Origin of the sequence: Nocardioides sp. NPDC087217, assembly GCF_044744805.1 — a bacterium.
Lineage (GTDB): Bacteria > Actinomycetota > Actinomycetes > Propionibacteriales > Nocardioidaceae > Nocardioides.
Window position 1 is genome coordinate 279,152 of the sequence record NZ_JBIUZB010000004.1, and the last position, 21,262, is coordinate 300,413.

The 21,262-nt window shown below is 69.5% G+C and carries 20 protein-coding genes, 1 tRNA gene and 1 riboswitch; of the genes, 15 read left to right on the forward strand and 6 right to left on the reverse strand.

What is annotated here, in order from left to right; translation table 11 throughout:
* Window positions 1-10 precede the first annotated feature (10 nt).
* The 5 genes from cysS (at window position 11) to ACIO3S_RS19480 (ending at window position 4,626) form a co-directional block, all read left to right on the forward strand.
* The gene (cysS, locus tag ACIO3S_RS19460; RefSeq protein ID WP_400467114.1) at window positions 11-1,420 is read left to right on the forward strand and encodes a cysteine--tRNA ligase; all 1,410 of its coding nucleotides are present in this window, start codon (window positions 11-13) and stop codon (window positions 1,418-1,420) included.
* Window positions 1,420-2,373: a 23S rRNA (guanosine(2251)-2'-O)-methyltransferase RlmB gene (gene rlmB / locus ACIO3S_RS19465; protein ID WP_350715564.1), complete on the forward strand. Its 954-nt coding sequence runs from the start codon at window positions 1,420-1,422 to the stop codon at window positions 2,371-2,373. The genes cysS and rlmB overlap by 1 nt, the downstream gene beginning before the upstream one ends.
* A gap of 50 nt (window positions 2,374-2,423) precedes the next feature.
* Window positions 2,424-3,962: a metallophosphoesterase gene (locus ACIO3S_RS19470; protein ID WP_400467117.1), complete on the forward strand. Its 1,539-nt coding sequence runs from the start codon at window positions 2,424-2,426 to the stop codon at window positions 3,960-3,962.
* Window positions 3,963-4,111: 149 nt separating this feature from the next.
* A tRNA-Thr gene (locus tag ACIO3S_RS19475) sits at window positions 4,112-4,187 on the forward strand.
* A gap of 34 nt (window positions 4,188-4,221) precedes the next feature.
* Entirely contained in the window at window positions 4,222-4,626 is a 405-nt protein-coding gene (locus tag ACIO3S_RS19480) for an HNH endonuclease (protein WP_160026830.1), read from the forward strand.
* On the opposite strand, the gene pdxY is transcribed toward ACIO3S_RS19480, so the two are convergent.
* Genes pdxY through ACIO3S_RS19500 form a run of 4 tightly spaced genes read right to left on the reverse strand, consistent with a single transcriptional unit; the run spans window position 4,627 to window position 7,389 of the window.
* Entirely contained in the window at window positions 4,627-5,475 is an 849-nt protein-coding gene (gene pdxY, locus ACIO3S_RS19485; protein ID WP_400467121.1) for a pyridoxal kinase PdxY, read from the reverse strand. It abuts the gene before it with no gap.
* 23 nt (window positions 5,476-5,498) lie between these two features.
* Window positions 5,499-6,104, reverse strand: coding sequence for a rhomboid family intramembrane serine protease (locus tag ACIO3S_RS19490; protein WP_160026831.1), 606 nt, complete (start codon window positions 6,102-6,104; stop codon window positions 5,499-5,501).
* Window positions 6,105-6,118: 14 nt separating this feature from the next.
* Window positions 6,119-6,679, reverse strand: coding sequence for a hypothetical protein (locus tag ACIO3S_RS19495; protein WP_400467125.1), 561 nt, complete (start codon window positions 6,677-6,679; stop codon window positions 6,119-6,121).
* A gap of 56 nt (window positions 6,680-6,735) precedes the next feature.
* Window positions 6,736-7,389, reverse strand: a complete 654-nt coding sequence (locus ACIO3S_RS19500) for a uracil-DNA glycosylase (RefSeq protein ID WP_400467544.1) — start codon at window positions 7,387-7,389, stop codon at window positions 6,736-6,738.
* Window positions 7,390-7,581: 192 nt separating this feature from the next.
* On the opposite strand from ACIO3S_RS19500, the gene ACIO3S_RS19505 reads away from it, so the two are divergent.
* Together ACIO3S_RS19505 and ACIO3S_RS19510 are read left to right on the forward strand one after the other, a co-directional pair.
* Complete coding sequence (locus ACIO3S_RS19505; protein ID WP_400467128.1) at window positions 7,582-8,574, forward strand: LLM class F420-dependent oxidoreductase; 993 nt, start codon at window positions 7,582-7,584, stop codon at window positions 8,572-8,574.
* A 64-nt stretch (window positions 8,575-8,638) separates the two neighbouring features.
* Window positions 8,639-10,189, forward strand: coding sequence for an FMN-binding glutamate synthase family protein (locus tag ACIO3S_RS19510; RefSeq protein ID WP_400467131.1), 1,551 nt, complete (start codon window positions 8,639-8,641; stop codon window positions 10,187-10,189).
* Between the two features lie 114 nt (window positions 10,190-10,303).
* Here ACIO3S_RS19510 and ACIO3S_RS19515 read toward each other — a convergent pair whose 3' ends face one another.
* Window positions 10,304-11,326, reverse strand: coding sequence for a Gfo/Idh/MocA family protein (locus tag ACIO3S_RS19515; RefSeq protein WP_400467134.1), 1,023 nt, complete (start codon window positions 11,324-11,326; stop codon window positions 10,304-10,306).
* 27 nt (window positions 11,327-11,353) lie between these two features.
* A complete protein-coding gene (locus tag ACIO3S_RS19520; RefSeq protein ID WP_400467137.1) occupies window positions 11,354-12,835 on the reverse strand; it encodes a trehalose-6-phosphate synthase in 1,482 nt (493 codons plus the stop codon).
* 118 nt (window positions 12,836-12,953) lie between these two features.
* Between ACIO3S_RS19520 and ACIO3S_RS19525 the strand changes: the two genes are divergently transcribed.
* From ACIO3S_RS19525 to ACIO3S_RS19560, 8 genes are all read left to right on the forward strand, one after another.
* Window positions 12,954-13,250: a DUF3263 domain-containing protein gene (locus tag ACIO3S_RS19525; protein ID WP_091046051.1), complete on the forward strand. Its 297-nt coding sequence runs from the start codon at window positions 12,954-12,956 to the stop codon at window positions 13,248-13,250.
* Complete coding sequence (locus tag ACIO3S_RS19530) at window positions 13,251-13,769, forward strand: LytR C-terminal domain-containing protein (protein WP_400467141.1); 519 nt, start codon at window positions 13,251-13,253, stop codon at window positions 13,767-13,769.
* Window positions 13,770-13,861: 92 nt separating this feature from the next.
* Window positions 13,862-14,716: a trehalose-phosphatase gene (gene otsB, locus ACIO3S_RS19535; protein ID WP_400467144.1), complete on the forward strand. Its 855-nt coding sequence runs from the start codon at window positions 13,862-13,864 to the stop codon at window positions 14,714-14,716.
* 169 nt (window positions 14,717-14,885) lie between these two features.
* The gene (gene lon, locus ACIO3S_RS19540) at window positions 14,886-17,210 is read left to right on the forward strand and encodes an endopeptidase La (protein ID WP_400467146.1); all 2,325 of its coding nucleotides are present in this window, start codon (window positions 14,886-14,888) and stop codon (window positions 17,208-17,210) included.
* 68 nt (window positions 17,211-17,278) lie between these two features.
* On the forward strand, window positions 17,279-17,830 hold the full coding sequence (locus tag ACIO3S_RS19545; RefSeq protein ID WP_400467149.1) for an isochorismatase family protein: 552 nt from the start codon (window positions 17,279-17,281) through the stop codon (window positions 17,828-17,830).
* Window positions 17,827-18,750, forward strand: coding sequence for a GlxA family transcriptional regulator (locus tag ACIO3S_RS19550; RefSeq protein ID WP_400467152.1), 924 nt, complete (start codon window positions 17,827-17,829; stop codon window positions 18,748-18,750). Before ACIO3S_RS19545 ends, ACIO3S_RS19550 begins: the two co-directional genes overlap by 4 nt.
* A 94-nt stretch (window positions 18,751-18,844) precedes the next feature.
* Window positions 18,845-18,984, forward strand: a riboswitch (SAM riboswitch).
* 11 nt (window positions 18,985-18,995) lie between these two features.
* On the forward strand, window positions 18,996-20,267 hold the full coding sequence (gene thrC / locus ACIO3S_RS19555) for a threonine synthase (RefSeq protein ID WP_400467155.1): 1,272 nt from the start codon (window positions 18,996-18,998) through the stop codon (window positions 20,265-20,267).
* 41 nt (window positions 20,268-20,308) lie between these two features.
* Complete coding sequence (locus ACIO3S_RS19560; protein WP_400467158.1) at window positions 20,309-21,229, forward strand: SGNH/GDSL hydrolase family protein; 921 nt, start codon at window positions 20,309-20,311, stop codon at window positions 21,227-21,229.
* Window positions 21,230-21,262: the final 33 nt, after the last annotated feature.

Sequence of the window (21,262 nt, forward strand, 5' to 3'; positions counted from 1 at the left end):
GACTTGGGGTATGGCACTCAGGCTCTACGACTCGGCGACCCGTGAAGTACGTGACTTCACCCCCTTGCAGCCCGGCAAGGCGTCGCTCTATGTCTGTGGCCTGACCGTGCAGAGCGAGCCGCACGTCGGGCACGTGCGGAGCGGGGTGAACTTCGACGTGCTGCAGCGGTGGCTGCGGGCGTCGGGCTACGAGACCACCTTCATCCGCAACGTGACCGACATCGACGACAAGATCCTGGCGAAGTCGGCCGAGCAGGGACGTCCCTGGTACAACCTCGGCTACACCATGCACCGCGAGCTCGACGCCGCCTACGCCTCGCTCAACGTCGCCCGGCCGACCTACGAGCCCCTGGCCACCGGTCACATCCCCGAGATCATCGCGCTGATCGAGGAGCTGATCGCGAAGGGCCATGCCTACGCTGCCGAGGACGGCTCTGCGGACGTCTACTTCGATGTGCGCTCCTGGCCCTCCTACGGCGAGCTGTCGGGGCAGAAGGTCGACGACATGGAGGCCGCCGCCGACGCCGACCCGCGCGGCAAGCGCGACCCACGTGACTTCGCGCTGTGGAAGGGCCGGAAGGTCTCCGAGCCGGAGACCGCCTCCTGGCCCTCGCCCTGGGGTCTGGGACGGCCCGGGTGGCACATCGAGTGCTCGGCGATGGCCGGGAAATACCTCGGTCCCGCCTTCGACTTCCACGGTGGTGGCATCGACCTGCGCTTCCCGCACCACGAGAACGAGCAGGCCCAGTCGCGCGCTGCCGGCCGGCCCTTCGCGAGCTACTGGCTGCACAACGCCTGGATCACGACCTCCGGCGAGAAGATGTCGAAGTCGCTGGGCAACTCGCTGGTCATCCCCGAGGTCCTGAAGAAGGTACGCGGCATCGAGCTGCGCTACTACCTGGTCGCGGCCCACTACCGGTCCCACGTCGAGTTCTCCTTCGAGGCGCTCGAGGAGGCCGCAGCCGGATTCCAGCGGATCGAAGGCTTCCTGGAGCGCGCGGCGGCCGCGATCGGCGAGATCCCGGGCGACGGCGTCCCGTGCGCCGACTTCGTCAACGCGATGGACGACGACCTCGGCACCCCGGCCGCCGTGGGCGCCCTGCACGAGGTCGTCCGCGAGGGCAACAAGCTGCTCGCCGACGGCGACAGCCCGGCGCTGCGCGGGGTCGCCGCGAGCGTCCGCGCGATGCTGGACGTGCTCGGTCTGGACCCCGCCGACCCGGCGTGGGGTCCGGCGAGCGGTGATGACGAGAAGCTGACCGGCGCGCTCGACGTACTTGTTCGCGGGGTCCTGGCCGAGCGCGCCGAGGCGCGCGCCGCCAAGGACTGGGCCCGCGCCGATGCCATGCGAGACCGGCTCAAGGACGCCGGGATCGAGATCGAGGACACCCCTGAGGGTCCGAAATGGAGCGTTAACTGATGGCAGGCAACTCCCAGCGTCGCGGAGCGATCGCGAAGGGGCGTAAGAAGGGTGCCCAGGTCGGCACCGGCGGCAACCGGCGCAAGGGCCTGGAGGGCAAGGGCCCGACGCCGAAGGCGAAGGACCGGCCCTACCACAAGGCCCACAAGGCGGCCCAGGCCGCGGAGCAGCGCAACAAGGGTCCGCGCAAGCGGGCCGCCGGTGACGCCGAGTGGATCATCGGACGCAACTCCGTGGTCGAGGCACTGCGTGAGGACGTACCGGTCAACGGGCTCTACGTCGCCGAGGGTGCCGAGCGCGACGGCCGGCTGCGGGAGGCGTTCATGCTCGCCTCCGAGAAGGGCATCTCGCTGCTCGAGGTGACCAAGGTCGAGCTCGACCGGCTCACCGGCTTCAACGGCCACCAGGGGCTCGCGGCGCGGATCCCGGCCTACGAGTACGCCCACGCCGACGACCTGCTCGACCGCGCGGCCGAGGTCAGGGAGAAGGCGCTGATCGTTGCTCTCGACCAGGTCACCGACCCGCGCAACCTGGGCGCCATCGTGCGCTCGGCCGCGGCTTTCGGAGCCCATGGCGTGGTGATCCCGGAGCGGCGTGCGGCCGGGATGACCGCCGCGGCGTGGAAGACGAGCGCCGGTGCCGCGGCGCGGATCCCGGTCGCGCAGACGGTCAACCTGACCCGGCAGCTGAAGGCCTACCAGGAGGCCGGCTGCATGGTCGTCGGGCTCGACATGGAGGGTGACATCACCCTGCCCGAGCTGGGTGCCCCCGAGGGCCTCGCCGATGGTCCGCTGGTGATCGTCGTCGGTGCCGAGGGTGGTGGGCTGTCCCGCTTGGTCCAGGAGACCTGCGATCAGATAGTGTCGATCCCGATGGCCAACTCCGTAGAGTCCCTCAATGCCGGCGTCGCTGCGTCGGTCGTGCTCTACGCGGTCGCGGAGGCGCGCCGCTGATCTCTCGCCGCACTCTGTTTCGGGGCCTCGCCGTCTGGGCGGGGCTCGGAGTGCTGTGGCTCGTGCTGGCCGTGGCGCTGAGCGCGTGGCTCTTCCTGTCCAGCGAACGCCAGGTGGTCCTGGCCGGCCACGACTCGGTCCTGCGCCCGACGCTGTCGGGGAAGGCGGTCATCCACACCGGACCGGTGCTGCCTGACGTACGCCTGGACGTCGGCGGCCCGGTCGGCGTCGACGTGACCCTCGGGAAGACCGAGCTGCGGTCGATGGACGAGCTCTTCGAGCGCTACGCGGTCCTCGGGTCGGCCCCCGCCGGCCAGCGCGCGGTCGTGGTGGAGCAGGTCGAGTCGATGCTCGTCGCGGCCGTGGTCCGCGGTGCCGCGGTCTCCTTGGCGATCGTCGCCGGGGGAGTCGTGCTGTGGTGGCTGCCCGGCTCCCAACGCCGCGCCGACCTGCGCCGACGCATCACAGAGTCGGCCCGCACCCGGCGCGGTCTCAGCACCGCGGGCATCGGCGTGGTCGCGGTGGCGGTGATCGCGGCCGCGGTCTGGCAGCCCTGGGGCGAGGCAGGAGCGCCCGCCGCGGACAAGGAGGCCGGACCGGTCGCCGGCGAATGGACTCCGTTGGCCGACTTCCTCGGCGCGGCGATCCCCGTGCCGGAGGAGTTGGCCGAGGTGGAGGTCCGCGGCGACGCCTACGCCAACCAGACCCGCCGGCTCGTGGCCAGCGCCGTCGACACCTACAACTCCAGCCGGACCTTCTACGAGAAGGTCGTGGAGAAGGTCCCGGACCTGGCGCTGCGCGAGCCGGGCGAGGACGAGACCGTGTCGGTCCTCGTCTCCGACCGCCACGACAACGTCGGCATGGACTCCGTGGTCCGCGCGATCGCCGACGAGGGCGGCGCGACCGGCATCCTCGACGCCGGCGACGACACCTCGACCGGGTCCGACTGGGAGACCTTCTCCCTCGACTCGCTCACCGACGCCAGCGACGGTCTGGACAAGTGGGCGGTCACCGGCAACCACGACTACGGCCCGACGGTCGGTGACTACCTCGCCGACCGGGGCTGGACCATGCTCGACGGCGAGGTCGTCGACGGCCCCGGAGGCTCGACGCTCCTGGGCGTCCCCGACCCGCGCACCAGCGGCCTCGGCAACTGGATCGACGAGAAGGGCGTCACCCTCGAGGAGGCCGGCGAGAAGCTCGCCGACATCGCCTGCGCCTCGATGGAGGAGGGCAAGCCCGTCGCGACCCTCCTCGTCCACGACCCCTCGCTCGGACGCGAGACGCTGCGACGGGGCTGCGCGACTCTCGTCGTCGGCGGCCACCGCCACGTTCACCTGGGGCCGAGCGAGGTGACCGGTGAGAACGGCGAGATCGGCTGGACCTACACCAACGGCACCACCGGTGGCGCGGCGTACGCCTTCGCGATGGGGAAGATCCGCCGCACCGCCGAGGTCACCCTGATCACCTACGCCGACGGGCTCCCCGTCGGTCTCCAGTCCGTCGAGCTGGAGACCAACGGCGCCCTGACCGCCCACGAGTACGTCCCGCTGGACGCCCCGCCGGGGACGAGTGACGCGAGCCCCTAGACCCCGCTCGCGCCCGGACTCGTAGGTCTCCCTGCACGTGTTTTCAAGGGGATGCCTCGGCGCGCGTCACGGTCAGGACGGCACGCCGGATGCGCACTCGGGCCAATGACTGGCTACGATTGTCCCGCCGTTGCGGATGCGTACGGCATGCCGGTGTAGCTCAGTTGGTAGAGCGTTCGCCTTGTAAGCGAAATGTCGCGGGTTCGACTCCTGTCACCGGCTCCACGAAATGTCGGTGGTCGGCCATACAGTCATTGCCATGAGCCGATGCTTGGGGTGCGGGCGAGAACTTACCCAGCGCCACCAGAAGATCTACTGCAGCAACGCCTGCCAGATGCAGGTCAAGCAGAAGCGCATGGTCGAGGAGTGGCTGGCGACCGGGATCGGCAAGGCCCTGAGCAAGCGTCGCCACTACATCCGTGACTATGTCCTCGAGCAGCAGGAGGGCCTGTGCGCGATCTGTGCCATCCCCGCCGAGTGGAATGGCTTGGAACTCGCCTTCGTGCTGGACCACATCGACGGGGACGCGTCGAACAATCGACGTGAGAACCTTCGGCTCCTCTGCCCGAACTGCGACAGCCAGCTGCCGACGTACAAGGCCAAGAACCGGGGAAGTGGCAGGGCCTGGCGGCGACAGCGGTACGCCGACGGCAAGTCCTACTGATCAGCGGAGCTGCGTGACCTCGTACGTCGTCGGCGGGTTGGCGATGTCGTCCTGGGAGGCGACGAGCTCGAGCTCGCGACGGCCCGACTTCAACGTCCGGTCGAGGATCGCGAAGAGGGTGTTCGCGGTGCGGCCGAGGGCGGCCGGCGTCGAGCCGGTCGAGAGCAGGTGGGAGAGGTAGACCGCCGCGGTGACGTCGCCGCCGCCGTTGGGGGAGATCGGGAGCAGGGGAGTGGTGACCGACCAGGCGCCTTCGTCGGAGACGGCGACCAGGTCGAGATGGGTCGGGTCCTTGGTGATCACCGAGGTCACCAGCACGTTGGACGGGCCGGACTCGCGGACGATGTCGACGGCGGCGAGCACCTCCTGCAGCGTGTCGGTCGACTCGAGACCGGCGAGGAAGTTGAGCTCGAAGTGGTTGGGCGTGATCACGTCGGCGGCGGGCACGACCTCGTCGCGCATGAACTCCGGGATGCCCTCACGGACGAACATCCCGCGCCCGACGTCGCCCATCACCGGGTCACAGCAGTAGAGGGCGCGCGGGTTGAGCGCCTTCACGCGACGTACGGAATCCAGGACGATCGCGCCGACAGCCGGGTCGCCCTGGTAGCCGGACAGCACGGCGGAGACGGTCGACAGACCGTCGCGCTCGGAGATCCCCTCGATGACCTCGGCGACCTGGTCGGCGGCCACGACCGGTCCACGCCACTCGCCGTAGCCGGTGTGGTTGGAGAAGTTGACCGTGAGCACGGGCCAGACCTCGTGACCGAGGCGCTGGATCGGGAAGACTGCCGCCGAGTTGCCGACGTAGCCGAAGGCCACGTGCGACTGGATGGAGAGGATCTGCATGAAGCCAGTCTCCATCAGCTGGTTCAGGCGGGCTTCTTCTGGGCCTGCTTCTGGGGCGGGTCGTTGAGCAGCCAGGCCGCCAGCGCGCCACCGATCGCGCCGAAGAGGTGGCCCTGCCAGGAGACACCGGTCTGCCCCGGGAGTACGCCCAGGAGCAGGCTGCCCCAGGCCAGGAAGATGAGTACGCCGATGACGATCTGGCCGACGCGGTGACTGAACAGGCCGCGCAGGATCAGGTAGACGAGCCAGCCGAAGATCAGCATCGAGGTGCCGGCGGTGATGCTGCCCGGGGGCGACATCAGCCAGACGCCGACGCCTCCGACCACCCAGATGATGAGCGTCGCCACGATCCCGCGGCCGACGCCCGAGGCGAGCACCAGGAAGCCGAGGACGAGTGCGAACAGGGTGTTGCCGTAGAGGTGGGCCCAGCCGAAGTGGAGCACCGGAGCGAACACGATGCCGAGCAGGCCGGCATCGGTGCGCGGCTGGATGCCCAGCGTGTCGAGCTGGTGTCCGCTGATGTAGTCGGTGGCCTCGAGCACCCAGAGCAGGGCGACGAAACCGAGCGACCAAATGCCGGCCCGAAGCCAGTTGGCGCGCTGGGGCCGCGTGGGGGAGTCCTGGCTCACGCTTGAAATCTTACCTACCGCTCCACAGCGGCGAGTCTTTGCTCGAGACTCTCATACAGGTAGGGGACGGCGGCCGGGTGCGGACCGGTCTCGTAGAGCTCGGTGGCGAGGCCCCGGGGCGACTCCCCGGCGTGGTCGGCCGCCCAGGTCTGGCCACCCCCGGTGATCCGCCCGCCGTCGAGGGGCAGGACCGCCTCGGCCGCCAGCGCCACCCAGCGTCCACCGCCGCCCTCGAGCCACGCCACCGGCACGGCGTACGCCTCGCCCTCGGTCATGTCGGCGTCGAGGGTGATCCCGCGCCCGATCGGGTGGGCTCCCTGCCGGCTCCACAGGACGGTCGTGACCTCGAGCCGGTCCGCGTCGGCAGGGCCGGCGGTGCCGAGGACGAGGTGGTCGGCGAAGGTCGCCCAGTCGCGTACGTCGGTCGCGGGGTACTCCGGAGGACCGGCCCGTTCCAGGAGGGCTCGTCCGCCGAGCACGGCGGCCCAGACCGCCATCAGCACGACGACGATGGTCCCGCCGATCTTGAGCCGCCGTGACACCGACAGCGTCGGTCCGGTCGTGTTCTCGCCCACGTGACCCCCGTTCACCGCGCCGATGGGCCGATGGGGCGACCCTCATCAGGCAGAGCCTAATCGGGAAGGGACCAGTCGACCGGGGAACCGCCCTGCTCGACCAGGAGGGCGTTGGCGCGGGAGAACGGCCGGGACCCGAAGAACCCCCGGCGCGCGGAGAGCGGCGAGGGGTGGACGGACTTGATCGCGGGCACCCCGTTGAGTCGTGGCTCGAGATTCTGCGCGTGCCGGCCCCACAGGATCGCGACCAACGGTCCGCCGCGTCGGCCGAGGACGTCGATCGCCCGCCCGGTGACCTCCTCCCAGCCCTTCTTCGAGTGGGAGGCGGGAGCACCCGGCCGCACGGTCAGCGAGGTGTTGAGCAGCATCACCCCGCGGTCGGCCCAGGTCGACAGGTCGCCGTGCTCGGGCATCTTCAGGTCGAGGTCGGTGGCCAGCTCGGCATAGATGTTCCGCAGCGACGCCGGCAGCGGACGCACGTCCTTCTCGACCGCGAAGCTGAGCCCGATCGGGTGCCCGATGGTCGGGTAGGGGTCCTGGCCGACGATCAGGACGCGTACGTCTCGCAGCGGGCGCCGGAAGGCGTTGAAGATCCGGTCGCCGTCGGGAAGGTAGGGACGCCTGGCCGCCAGCTCGTCGCGCAGGAAGCGGCCCATCTGCTCGATCTGCGGCTCGGCCGGCGCCAGCGCCTCGGCCCAGTCGGCAGCCATCAGGCCCTTGTCCACGAGTCCTGCCAGTGCGCTCACGCCGCCACCTCCGTAGGGCACGGCGAAGAATACGGAAGTGGCGGCCTGAGGCCTGTTGCCGCTCGCTGTCGCTCGCTCATAAATGATGAGGGTATCGGCTGGGGCCGACGGTTAAGTTGTCCGTGGCACTCAGGTTGGACTCATCAAGGAGTAGACATGAAGTTCGGTTTCTTCGTCCCGCAGGGATGGCGCTTCGACCTCGTCGGGATCGACCCGGCGGACCAGTGGACGACGATGAAGGACCTGGCGATCCACGCCGACTCCGGCCCCTGGGAGAGCATCTGGGTCTACGACCACTTCCACACCACCCCGGAGCCGTCCGACCAGGCGACCCACGAGGCCTGGTCGCTGATGGCGGGTCTGGGCGCGGTGACGTCGCGGGTGCGCCTCGGGCAGATGTGCTCGTGCATGTCCTACCGCAACCCGGCCTACCTTGCGAAGGTCGCCGCGACCACCGACCACATCAGTGGCGGCCGGGTCGAGATGGGCATCGGTGCGGGCTGGTACGAGCACGAGTGGCGGGCCTACGGCTACGGCTTCCCCGAGGCGCGCGACCGCCTCGGGATGCTCCGCGAAGGCGTCCAGATCTTCCAGCAGGCCTGGACCAAGGGCATCTCGTCGCTGGACGGGAAGTACTACCAGGTCGACGGCGCCATCTGTCAGCCGCTGCCGCTGCAGCAGGGCCGATCCGGCATCCCGCTGTGGATCGCCGGCGGCGGCGAGAAGGTGACCCTGAAGATCGCGGCCCAGTACGCCGACTACACCAACTTCGCCGGCGACCCGGAGACGTTCAAGTCCAAGTCCGACATCCTCGCGGCGCACTGCGAGAACCTCGGCCGCGACTTCTCGGAGATCACCCGCTCGTCCAACTACAACGTCTTCATCGGTGAGACTGAGAAGGACGTCCAGGACAAGATCGACTGGTACGCCGACCACCTCGCCAAGTCGCTCGGAGAGGCCGCCGGCGCGGAGCATGCCCGCCGCAGTGGCGTGCAGGGGCTGGCCGGCACGCCCGAGCAGATCGTGGAGAAGCTGAAGTCTATGGAGGAGCTGGGAATGACGTACGCCATCACCTACTTCGGCGATGCCGCCTACGACCGCTCTTCGATCGAGCTCTTCGAGTCTCAGGTCATTCCCGAGTTCGCCTGAGCGACGCCCGGCGACACCGCCACGGACGTTTACAACGCCGTGGCGGGCCGGTAGGAAGACGTACATGAAGATGACGACCCTGCTCGGGGGAGTGGCGGTCGCCGCGGGCGTGGTCGCCGCGCGCGACCTGACCCAGCGCAAGCACGCGATCCTGCGGAACTTCCCGGTGATCGGGCACGCGCGGTACCTGATGGAGAAGATCGGGCCGGAGCTGCGGCAGTACATCGTGACCGGCAACGACGAGGAGCGGCCCTTCAGCCGTGACCAGCGGCGCTGGGTCTACGCCTCGGCCAAGGAGCAGAACAACTACTTCGGCTTCGGCACCGACAACGACATCGAGCACCTCCAGGGCCACATCCACATCAAGCACCGTACGTTCGCCGACTCCCTGCCCGACGACCACGACCGGGCCGCCAAGCTCCCGTCGGCGAAGGTGCTCGGAGGTCCGCGCGGGCGCGCGAAGGCCTTCCGGCCGGAGTCGGTCGTCAACATCTCGGCGATGTCGTTCGGGTCGCTGTCCGGGCCGGCGATCACGGCGCTCAACCTGGGCGCACGCCGGGCCGGGGCGATGCACAACACCGGTGAGGGCGGCATCTCGCCCTACCACCTCGAAGGTGGTGCGGATCTGGTGATGCAGATCGGCACCGCGTACTTCGGGTGTCGGAACGCCGACGGCACCTTCTCGATCGATCGGCTCAAGGAGCGGGTCGCCACCGCGCCGGTCAAGGCGATCGAGATCAAGCTCTCCCAGGGCGCCAAGCCCGGCCTCGGTGGCCTGCTGCCGGCGGCCAAGGTGACCCCGGAGATCGCCGAGATCCGCGGCATCGAGGTCGGCAAGGACTGCGTGTCGCCGTCTCGCCACTCCGCCTTCCACGACGTCGACTCGATGCTCGACTTCGTCGAGATGATCGCCGCCGAGACCGGGTTGCCGGTCGGCATCAAGTCGGCGGTCGGTGAGATGGAGTTCTGGCAGGAGCTCGCCGGCAAGATGCGCTCGGGCGAGCGGGGCGTCGACTTCATCACCGTCGACGGCGGCGAGGGTGGCACCGGCGCCGCGCCGTTGATCTTCTCCGACGCGGTCGCGATGCCCTATCGGATCGGCTTCTCGCGGGTCTACGGCACCTTCGCCGAGCTCGGCCTGACCGACTCGGTCACCTTCATCGGCTCGGCCAAGGTCGGCCTGCCGGAGAACGCCGCCGTCGCCTTCGCGCTCGGCGCCGACATGGTCAACGTCGGCCGCGAGGCGATGATGTCGATCGGCTGCATCCAGGCTCAGAAGTGCCACGACGACACCTGTCCGACCGGGGTGGCGACGCAGAGCAAGTGGCTCTCCGGTGGCCTCGACCCGCAGGACAAGGGCGATCGCTGCGCCAGCTACCTCAGGACCCTGCGCCGGGAGCTGACGAAGGTCTCCGCCGCCGTCGGCGTCGCCCATCCCGGCCTGATCACGCCCCACGACATCGAGGTCATGAACGGCGACTACGAGTCACGCACCCTCGCCGGTGTCTACGGCTACAAGGACCACTGGGGCGCCCTCGGCCCCGAGGTCGCCCGCGAGCTCCTCGCCGTCGTGCAGCCGCACAGTACGTTCAACGAGAAGCCGAACACCGCCTGAGAGCCGAGGCGTCAGGTACGTCGGCCGAGACGTCACTCGCGTCGGTCGAGTCGGCACCTGGGTGCCAACTCGACCGACGCAGCTGACGTCTCGGCCTGCGGGGGTGACTTCTCGTCAGGACTCGCTCGCGTAGCGGGCGCCGATGGACTCGCGGATCATGTCCATCTGGCGCATCAGGCTGAGCGTCTGGTTGTGGGGCACCAGCGGGGACTCCAGAAGACCCTCGCGCAGGCAGCGCTGCACCTCGACGATCTCGTTGCCGTACGCCGCGCCGATGACGGGCTCGTCGCCGACGATCTCGACGGGCTCGTCGCCGTTGGCGGGCTTGAAGACCGCCGAGGACGGGTGGTGGAAGTCGGTCAGCTCGATGCGGCCCTGGTCGGTGGCGATGGCCGCCGCCCGCGAGGAGTAGGAGGTGACCGAGGAGACCATGGTGGAGAGCTCGTTGCCGGCGTACTTCCCGGTCATCACCAGGTCGAGGTCGAAGGTGCCGCCGTCGGCCCCGGTGCCGATGTTGGCCTGAGCGGTCAGCGCGCGGGCCTCGCCGAAGAGCAGGTGGGCGAAGGTGAGCGGGTAGATGCCCATGTCGAGCAGCGCGCTGGCCCCGAGCGCGGGGTCGAGGAGGCGCTGGTGCTGCTCGGGATCGGCGACGAAGCCGAGCTCGGCGTGTACGTGTCGGGGGACCCCGAAGCGACCCGACTTCACGTCGGCGACGAGCCGCCGGATGATCGGGTTGGTCGCCATCCACATGGCTTCCATGAGGAAGAGCTTCTTGGAGGTGGCCAGGTCGACCATCTTCTGCGAGTCGGCGGCGTTGAGCGTCAGCGCCTTCTCGCACAGCACGTGCTTGCCGGCCTCGAGCATGAGGGTGGCGTGCTCGAGGTGGTGGGAGTGGGGGGAGGCGACATAGACGACGTCGACGTCCTCGTCGGCGGCGAGCTCCTCATAGGAGCCGTGCGCGCGGACCGGGCCGTTGGCGGCGTACTCCTTCGCGAACGTCTCCGCGGACTCCGTGCTCCGGGAGCCGACGGCCGCGAGCCGGCCGTCGGGGACGAGCATCAGATCGGTGGCGAGGGAGTGGGCGATCCGGCCGGTGCCGAGAATTCCCCACCTGATCGGGTCAGAGTTGGTGGTCACGCGACGACTCTAGCCACCTGGCCGGCCTCAGTGGGCGTTGGGCGGAAGCACATTCTTGGTATGGCTGCCCTGGACCGCCGCGAGCTCCTCGAGGAAGGTGTCGGCCCAGTGGCGTACGTCCTTGGAGGCGACCTGCTTGCGCATCGCCCGCATCCGGCGGGTGAGCTCCTTCGGCTCGGCCTTGTACGCCTCGAGCAGCGCGGCCTTCATCCCGTTGATGTCGTAGGGGTTCACGAGCCAGGCCTGGCGCAGCTCCTCGGCCGCGCCGGCGAACTCGGAGAGCACGAGGGCGCCGTCGTTGTCGTAGCGGCAGGCGACGTACTCCTTCGCGACCAGGTTCATGCCGTCGCGGTAGGGAGTGACGACCATGATGTCGGCGGCGCGGTAGAGCGCGGCCATCTCGGCACGGGGGAGCGAGGTGTGGAGGTAGGAGATCGCGGGACGGCCGATGCGGCCGAGATCGCCGTTGAGCCGGCCGACGAGGCGGTCGATGTCGTCGCGCAGCTTGCGGTACTGCTCGACGCGCTCGCGGGAGGGCACCGCGACCTGGACGAAGATCGCGTCCTCGACGTCGAGCTCGGTGTCGCGGAGCATCTCGCCGTAGGCACGCAGCCTGGCGTAGATGCCCTTGGTGTAGTCGAGCCGGTCGACGCCGAGCAGGATCTTCTTCGGGTCGCCCAGCTGCTGACGGATCTCCTTGGCGCGCTGGTTGATGGCCTCGTCGTGGGCCATCTCGTCGAAGCCGACGAAGTCGATCGAGATCGGGAAGGCGGCCGCGTGCACGGTGCGCCCGTCAGGGAGATAGACCAGGTCACGATGGGTCTTGTGGCCGACGCGCTGGCGCACCAGGCGGACGAAGTTCTGGGCCGCCTGCGGCAGCTGGAAGCCGACCAGGTCGGCGCCGAGGAGGCCCTCGAGGAGCTGGCGGCGCCAGGGGACCTGCTGGAAGAGCTCGGCCGGCGGGAACGGGATGTGCAGGTAGAAGCCGATGCGTAGGTCGGGGCGGAGCTCGCGCAGCATCTGCGGGACCAGCTGGAGCTGGTAGTCCTGCACCCAGACGGTCGCGCCCTTCGCGGCGACCTCCGCGCACTTCTCGGCGAACCTCTGGTTGACGCGCTGGTAGCCGTCCCACCACTCGCGGTGGAACTCCGGCTTGGCCACGACGTCGTGGTAGAGCGGCCACAGGGTGCCGTTGGAGAAGCCCTCGTAGTGCTCCTCGATGTCCTGAGCGGTCATCGTCATCGGCAGCAGGTGGAGCCCGTCGTCCTCGAACGGCTCGAGGTCCTCGTCGGTGCCGCCGGGCCAGCCGATCCAGACACCGTCGTTGGCCCGCAGGACCGGCTCGAGGGCGCTGACCAGACCTCCTGGGGAGCGCCGCCACGCCTTCGTTCCGTCCGGCATCTCCACACGATCCACGGGGAGCCGATTGGCCACGATTACCAGGTCAGCCTGCACATCTCCGACTGTAATGGACCGGCGCCAGGTTCGGCGCCGAGTCGTTCCACCCATGCCTTCCGGCCCCCTGATGCGAATACCTGTCGAGTAACACGCCGGGAGGGTGAACCACAGCGGTGTAGTTCGGCGCGTTAGGGTGTGGTCAGATGCAGACGACACCGGGGGACGAGGAATGAGCGCTGTCAACGTGCAGGTCACAGGCCCAGGCGAGGACCCCGCGAGCCTCAGCGAGCGAGACAAGCAGATCCTCGACTTCGAGCGCCAGTGGTGGAAGTACGCCGGAGCCAAGGAAGCCGCTGTCCGTGAGGCGTTCAACATGTCCGCCACCCGTTACTACCAGGTGCTCAACGCTCTCATCGACAAGCCGGAGGCCCTCGAGGCCGACCCTCTGCTGGTACGCCGCCTGCGACGGCTCCGCGCGGCCCGGCAGCGTCAGCGCTCGGCGAGACGGCTCGGTTTCGAGGTCTGAATGACCGGCTGCGTACGTCCTTCGAAGGGTGAGCGTGGCGTCGCGCTCCCCACACCCGTCATCGCGCTGAGCGTGGTGGCCGTGGTCGCCGCGGTGATCATCTTCTGGATCACCGGTGGCGACGGAGACGAGGGCAAGGAGATCGCCCAGGCCGGTGGCAGCCCCTCGGCTTCGGCGTCGGCCTCACCGAAGGCGGTCAAGGCGGAGGAGAAGAAGCCGGCGAAGGCCGAGCCCTCGCCCGTCGACCGTGCCAAGGTCAGCGTCGAGGTCTACAACAACACCAACATCGCCGGCCTGGCCGGTGAGGTCGCGGCCAAGGCGACCACGGTCGGCTGGAACGTCGTCGGCGAGGACAACTGGATGGGCTCCATCCCGGAGAACACCGTCTACTACCCGAGCGAGATGAAGCGCGAGGGTCAACAGCTCGCGGACGACCTCGGCATCAAACGCACCCATGTGTCGGTCGAGGGCTCGATGAAGGGCGACCGGTTGACGGTGGTTCTGACCGGGGCTCTCTGAGCCTTTCCGGCCGTTTTCGAGGGTGTGTGATCTACCGCACGGCGGCGACCTCGCGGTCGGCTCCGAGGTGGTTGCCGTGTCACAGTTGAGGCATGGCCGAACTCCAGCCTGATGGCACCGCAGGAGAGCAGAAGTACGCCGCGATCGCGGCTGCTGCCGCCGAGACCCTCGTCGGTCTCGACTTCGACGGCACGCTCTCCCCGATCGTCGAGGATCCGGCTGCGGCTCGGATCCATCCGGACGCGGCCGCGGTCCTGATCGCGCTCGCATCCCGGGTGAAGGCACTGGCCATCGTCACCGGCCGACCGGCCGGGCAGGTCGTCGAGCTCGGCGGGCTGGCCGCGATCGCCGACGCGCTCGCGGAGGCGGGCAAGGAGCTGTACGTCTTCGGGCAGTACGGCAACGAGCGCTGGAGCGGTGCCGACCGGGTCGTCGTCGGCCCGCCGCCGCCCGACGGGCTGGCCGCCTTCGAGGCGGCGCTGCCGGAGGTGCTCGCCGCTCACGGGGCGCAGGACGCCTACATCGAGGAGAAGGGTCTCGCCGTCGGAGTGCACACCCGCCGGTTCCCCGACCCCGACGGCCTCGCCGCGCGCCTGCTTCCGCCGCTGACGGAGCTGGCCGGCGAGCACGGGCTCGTGATCGAGCCCGGCAAGCAGGTCATCGAGGTGCGCGCCCCCGGCATGCACAAGGGTCACGCCATCGACACGCTGATCTCGGAGGTCTCGCCCGGCGCGATCCTGTTCGGCGGTGACGACCTGGGTGACATCGAGGCGTTCGAGGCGGTCAGGGCCTGGGGAAAGACCACCGGGTCGGCGACGTTGCTCGTCTACTCCCACGCCGGGCCCGACCGGGGTCCGCTCGCGGATCTCGCCGATCTCGAGGTGCAGGGGCCGGAAGGTGTGCTGGAGCTGCTGGAGCGGCTGACGGCCGACGCGGCGGCGGTGTAACACGTCGTTCGTAGCACTACTCGCCCTATGAGAACGACCGGATAGTCGGTGTAACAGCGTGTTACACCTCGCGCCGTCCGCTGACAGCGAACACGATAACCGGAGGGAACATCCGGTTGCTCCCAGAAGTTGAGCCAATATCACTCAACTCTTCTAGGAGGGTCCGCAAATGGACAAGCTTCCTGTGCTGTTCGTCTCGGATGCCGTCGTCCTGCCGGGGATGGTCGTACCCATCGAGCTCGACGAGGCCGCGCAGGCTGCGATCGACGCCGCCCGGGCTGGCTCGGAGAGCCGGCTGCTGGTCGCGCCGCGGCTGGGGGACCGGTATGCGACGTACGGCGCTGTGGCCACGATCGAGCGCGTCGGCCGGTTCCGGGGCGGTGAGCCCGCGGCGGTGCTGAGGGCCGTCGGCCGCGCGAAGATCGGCTCCGGCGTGACCGGCCCCGGTGCTGCGCTGTGGGTCGAGGTCGAGACCGCCGCCGAGACGACCACGGAGCACGCGAAGGAGCTGGCCGAGGAGTACAAGCGGCTGGTCGTCGCGGTGCTCCAGCGTCGCGAGGCGTGGCCGGTCATCGACCAGGTCAACCGGCTCACCGAGCCGTCCGAGATCGCCGACACCGCCGGCTACGCGCCCTACCTCGACGACGAGGCGAAGCGTGAGCTGCTGGAGACGCCGTCGGTCGAGGAGCGGCTCGAGAAGGTCATCGCCTGGGCCAAGGACTACATCGCGGAGTCCGAGGTCAGCGACAAGATCGCCGAGGACGTACGCGAGGGCATGGAGAAGACGCAGCGGGAGTTCCTGCTGCGTCAGCAGCTCGCCGCGATCCGCAAGGAGCTCGGCGAGGGCGAGCCCGAGGGGTCCGACGACTACCGGGCCCGCGTCGAGGCCGCCGACCTCCCCGAGGCCGTACGCGAGGCCGCGCTGCGCGAGGTCGACAAGCTCGAGCGTGGTTCCGAGCAGAACCCCGAGACCGCCTGGATTCGCACCTGGCTGGACACGGTGCTGGAGCTGCCGTGGTCGGTCCGGACCGAGGACTCGACCGAAGTGGTCGCGGCTCGTGAGGTGCTCGACGCCGACCACCACGGCCTCGAGGAGGTCAAGGACCGGATCGTGGAGTACCTGGCGGTGCGGACCCGCCGTGCCGAGAGGGGCCTGCAGGTCATCGGTGGCCGTGGCTCCGGTGCCGTGGTGCTGCTCGCCGGCCCGCCAGGGGTCGGCAAGACGTCGCTGGGTGAGTCGGTCGCGCGTTCGCTCGGACGGAAGTTCGTCCGGGTCGCGCTGGGCGGTGTCCGCGACGAGGCCGAGATCCGTGGTCACCGGCGCACCTATGTCGGCGCTCTGCCCGGCCGGATCGTGCGGGCCATCAAGGAGGCCGGATCGATGAACCCGGTGGTGCTCCTGGACGAGGTCGACAAGGTCGGCTCGGACTATCGGGGTGACCCTGCCGCCGCGCTGCTGGAGGTGCTCGACCCGGCGCAGAACCACACCTTCCGCGACCACTACCTCGAGCTCGACCTGGACCTCTCCGACGTCCTGTTCATCGCCACCGCCAACGTGGTCGAGCAGATCCCGTCGGCGCTGCTGGACAGGATGGAGCTGGTCACGATCGACGGCTACACCGAGGACGACAAGGTCGCCATCGCCCGTGACTTCCTGCTGCCCCGGCAGCTCGAGCGCGCCGCGGTGACCTCGGAGGAGGCCACGGTCACCGACGACGCGCTGCGTGAGCTGGCCGCGAACTACACCCGCGAGGCGGGCGTACGCCAGCTCGAGCGGCTCATCGCCAAGGCGCTGCGCAAGGTGGCGACGCGGCTGGCCACCGGTGCGGAGCACGTCGAGATCGGCCTGGACAACCTCAAGGACCTGGTCGGACGGCCGCGGTTCACGCCGGAGTCGGCAGAGCGTACCTCTGTCCCGGGGGTCGCCACCGGACTGGCGGTGACCGGGCTCGGTGGGGATGTGCTCTTCATCGAGGCGTCCGCGGCCGAGGGGCAGACCGGCCTCAACATCACCGGTCAGCTCGGCGAGGTGATGAAGGAGTCCGCGCAGATCGCGCTCTCCTTCGTCCGCTCGCACGCCGCTGAGCTGGGCGTCGACCCGGCCGTGCTCGACCGCTCGCTCCACCTCCACGTGCCCGCGGGTGCGGTCCCCAAGGACGGCCCGAGCGCCGGCATCACGATGGTCACCGCGCTCACCTCTCTCGCCACCGGTCGCCCGGTGCGCAGCGAGGTCGGCATGACCGGTGAGGTCTCGCTCTCCGGGCGGGTGCTACCCATCGGCGGCCTCAAGCAGAAGCTGCTCGCAGCCCAGCGAGCCGGCCTGACCGAGGTCTTCGTGCCTCAACGCAACGAGCCCGACCTGGACGAGGTCCCCGACGAGGTGAAGCAGGCCCTGAAGATCAACCTGGTGAGCGATGTCAGGGATGTCGTACGCGGCGCCCTCGCGCCTGCCGAGGGAGAGGCCACCACGCAGAGCACGGTTGCCGCTGCCTGACCGGATCGTTCCGGATGCTGCCCGCTTGATGCCTCGTGCGTCGAGCGGGCAGCTCGCACACTGGGGGCATGAGCAACCGAGCCCTTCTCGTCATCGACATCCAGGAGTCCTTCCGGCAGCGGGAGGTATGGCAGCAGACTCTCCACCCCGACATCGCCGACCGCGCCGACCGGCTGGTGAGCCTCGCGCGGGCCGCGGGCGACCTGGTGGTCTGGGTGCTCCACACAGAGCCCGGCAGTGGCGGCGTCTTCGACCCGGAGTCGGGCCACGTCCGCTACCTCGACGGGCTCAGCGGCCCCGAGCCGGGCGATGTCGAGCTGCGCAAGACCGCCCACAACGCCTTCACCACGACCAACCTGCAGCAGGTGCTGACCGAGCGCGGGATCACCGAGCTCGTGGTGTGCGGGATCCGCGCCGAGCAGTGCGTCGAGACCACCGCGCGGGTCGGCTCCGACCTCGGCTACCGGGTCACCTATGTCGCCGATGCGGTCACCACCGAGCCGCTGGGCGGGCTGTCGGGCGAGGAGGTCGTCGAGCGTACGAAGCTCGTGCTCAGCGGCCGGTTCGCGGAGATCGCGACCATCGATGATCTGGAGGCTGTGGCAGCATCTTCGGCATGACGACCGGACGGACCACCGTCGCGTTCGTGCTGCTGCCCGGCGTACATCTGCTCGACCTCGCCGGGCCGGCACAGGCGTTCCACACCGCGGGCAACCTCGGACACCCCTACGACCTCGCGTACGTCGCGGGCGCCGAGCCGGGGGAGGTGCTCTCCGCACAGGGTCTGCCGCTGACGGCCACCACGGAATGGCCCGATCTCGATCCCGGTGACCTGCTCGTCGTGCCGGGCTGGCGAGCGGCGTACGACCTCGTCGCCGGCCCCCGGCTCAGCCGTGAGGCCGCCGAGCGGCTGCGTGCCCATCATGCGGCCGGGGGCGAGGTGGCCAGCGTCTGCGCCGGCGCCGACGCCCTCGGGCAGGCGGGCCTCCTCGACGGACGTCGCTGCACCACTCATCACGATCTCCAGGACGCGCTGTCAAGGCGCTACCCGAAAGCCCGGGTGGTGCGCGACGTGCTCTTCACCAGCGATGACCGGATCGTGACGTCAGCAGGCATCGCCAGCGGCATCGATCTGAGCCTGCACCTGCTCGCGGTGCGCCACGGACCGGCGCTGGCGGCTCGCGTGGCCCGCGACATGGTCGTCTACGCGCGACGCAACGGGGACCAGCCGCAGGAGAGCGTCCTGCTGCGCCACCGGAACCATCTCGACGACACCGTCCACCATGTGCAGGACGTCATCGACGCCCGGTTCGCCGAGCCGCTTCCGCTCTCCGCTCTGGCGGATGGTGCGGGGGTGAGCGAACGCACCCTGACCCGCGCCTTCGTCGCGGCGACCGGTCTGACTCCGCTCCGCTATCAGCAGGCTCTCCGCCGCGAACGGGCCGACCATCTGCTGGCCGCGGGCACCACGATGGAGTCGGCCGCTCGAGCGGTCGGTTTCGACGACGCCCGGATGCTGCGCCGCCTCCGAGCGCGCTGATCGAGGACCAGTCGGCGTCCAGATGGTGGACACTTGGTCCGCGGAGTGGAACCCGGGTGTGTTTCCGGCAAGTTGCCTGCCGTACGATCGGTATTGCTCATCGAGAGGGACTGAGGGAACGGCCCAGTGAAGTCCCGGCAACCGACCACGAGCCTCCTCCCGGCCATCGGGTAGGGCGTGGAGCAGGTGCTAATTCCGGCCCGGCGCGAGAGACGTGATCGGGGAAGATGAGGAGGAGGTTTCTCATGAGCGCTGCGACCACGGAGACGAAGGGCCTGCGCGAGGGCGCTTTCGGCAACGCCTCGGCGCTGTCGTGCCGGGAGTGTGGGCACCAGATCGAGCTCGGACCGCATTACGCCTGTCCGGAGTGTTTCGGGCCACTGGAGGTGGCCTATGACTTCCCGGCCGTGACCCGCGAGGAGATCGAGGCCGGACCCCGCAACATCTGGCGCTACAAGGCCCTGCTGCCGGTGCCCGACGACATCGAGCAGAGCCCCAACACCGAGCCCGGCTTCACCCGGCTGCTGGACGCGAAGAACCTCGCGCGTGAGCTCGGCATCGAGAAGATCTGGGTGAAGGACGACTCGACCAACCCGACCAACTCCTTCAAGGACCGCGTGGTCGCCTGTGCTCTGAGCGCCGCCCGCGAGCTCGACGCCAAGGTCTTCGCCTGCCCGAGCACCGGCAACCTGGCCAACGCTGTCGCGGCGGCGGGAGCGCGGGCCGGCATCCCGACCGCGGTCTTCATCCCGAGCAACCTCGAGCAGCCCAAGCAGGTCAACTCCGCCGTCTTCACCGACAACCTGATCGCCGTCGACGGCAACTACGACGACGTCAACAAGCTCGCTCAGGAGATCGCCGCGGAGGAGGACGGCTGGGCGTTCGTGAACGTCAACGTACGTCCCTTCTACGCCGAGGGCTCCAAGACGCTCGGCTTCGAGATCGCCGAGCAGCTCGGCTGGCGCCTGCCCGACCAGATCGTCATCCCGGTGGCCTCCGGATCCCAGCTGACCAAGGTCGACAAGGCCTTCAAGGAGCTGATCAAGCTCGGTCTGGTCGAGGAGAAGCCCTACCGGATCTTCGGCGCCCAGGCCACCGGCTGCAACCCGGTCGCGACCGCGTTCAAGGCTGGCGTCGACGCCATCCGCCCGGTCAAGCCCGACACGATCGCCAAGTCGCTCGCCATCGGCAACCCGGCCGACGGCATCTATGTCCTCGATGCCACCCGCTCCTCCGGTGGTGCTGTCGAGGAGGTCACCGACGACGAGATCCGCGCCGCGATCGTGCTCCTGGCCCGCACCGAGGGCATCTTCACCGAGACTGCCGGCGGCACCACGCTCGCGGTCACCAAGAAGCTCGTCGAGACCGGCGCGCTCGACCCGAGCCTGGAGACGGTGATCATCAACACCGGCCACGGCCTCAAGACGCTCGACGCGGTCAGTGGCATCGTCGGCCCCCGCGCCACCATCGCCCCCAACTACGACGCCTTCGAGGAAGCCGGGCTCTCCCAGGCGTAGGTTAATTTCGCGTTCACATCCGTGGGGTACACCTAAGGAATGTGAACACCACGAAGACGAGTGAAGAGGCCAAGTGGCTCGGCATGGTTGCCGCCACCGCTGGAGTCGCCGGCGCAGTCGGTGTGGTGGGTGCGGCGGCCGGTGCCGGGTTCGTGACGTTGCTGAAGAGACAGGCGGCGCACGCGCGCGACGTGATCGGCAAGCCGCTCGGCGAGGAGGCGATCGACGCCGACAAGGTCTACAAGAAGACCTACGGAGGTACGCCGGTCGAGCTCCTCATCCTCGGCGACTCGATCGCCGCCGGGCTGGGCGCGGAGACCAGGGGCGGCACCCTCGGGGCCCGGCTGGCCAAAGGCACGGCCAAGGCTCTGCTGAGGCCGGTGCGGCTGCGTACGGCGGCCGTGGTCGGCGCCGAGACGTCGATGGTCCCCGCGCAGCTCGAGTCGCTGCCGGAGGGCTACCGGCCCGACGTGGCGGTGGTCATCGTCGGTGGCAACGACGTCACCCACCGAGTGCCGCAGAAGGACTCCACCCGGGTGCTGGGGGAGGTCATCGACGCCCTGCGCGAGCGTGGTGCCGAGGTCGTGGTCGGGACCTGCCCGGACGTGGGCGCGGTCCGTCCCCTGCCGCAGCCGCTTCGCTCGCTCGGGCGCAGGATCGCCAAGCAGCTGGCCGACGGTCAGCGGGAGACCGCGCTGGCCAAGGGCGCCCACGTCGTCTCGCTCTCCGACGTGGTCGGCCCGTTCTTCATCACCAACCCCGACGAGATGTTCGCGATCGACCACTTCCACCCCAGTGCGATGGGCTACAAGCGCACCGCCAAGGCGATGCTGCCCTCCGTCCTCGCCGCCCTCGGGCAGATCCAGCAGGTCCCGTTCGGACACCACCTGCCCGAGCTCCCGCCCGAGGCGACCGAGCCGCCGGATCCTGACACGAACACCGGTCGAGTCGGCTCGTCGTAACGCGCTGACTCGGCGTCTGGCGGCGGGGCAGTT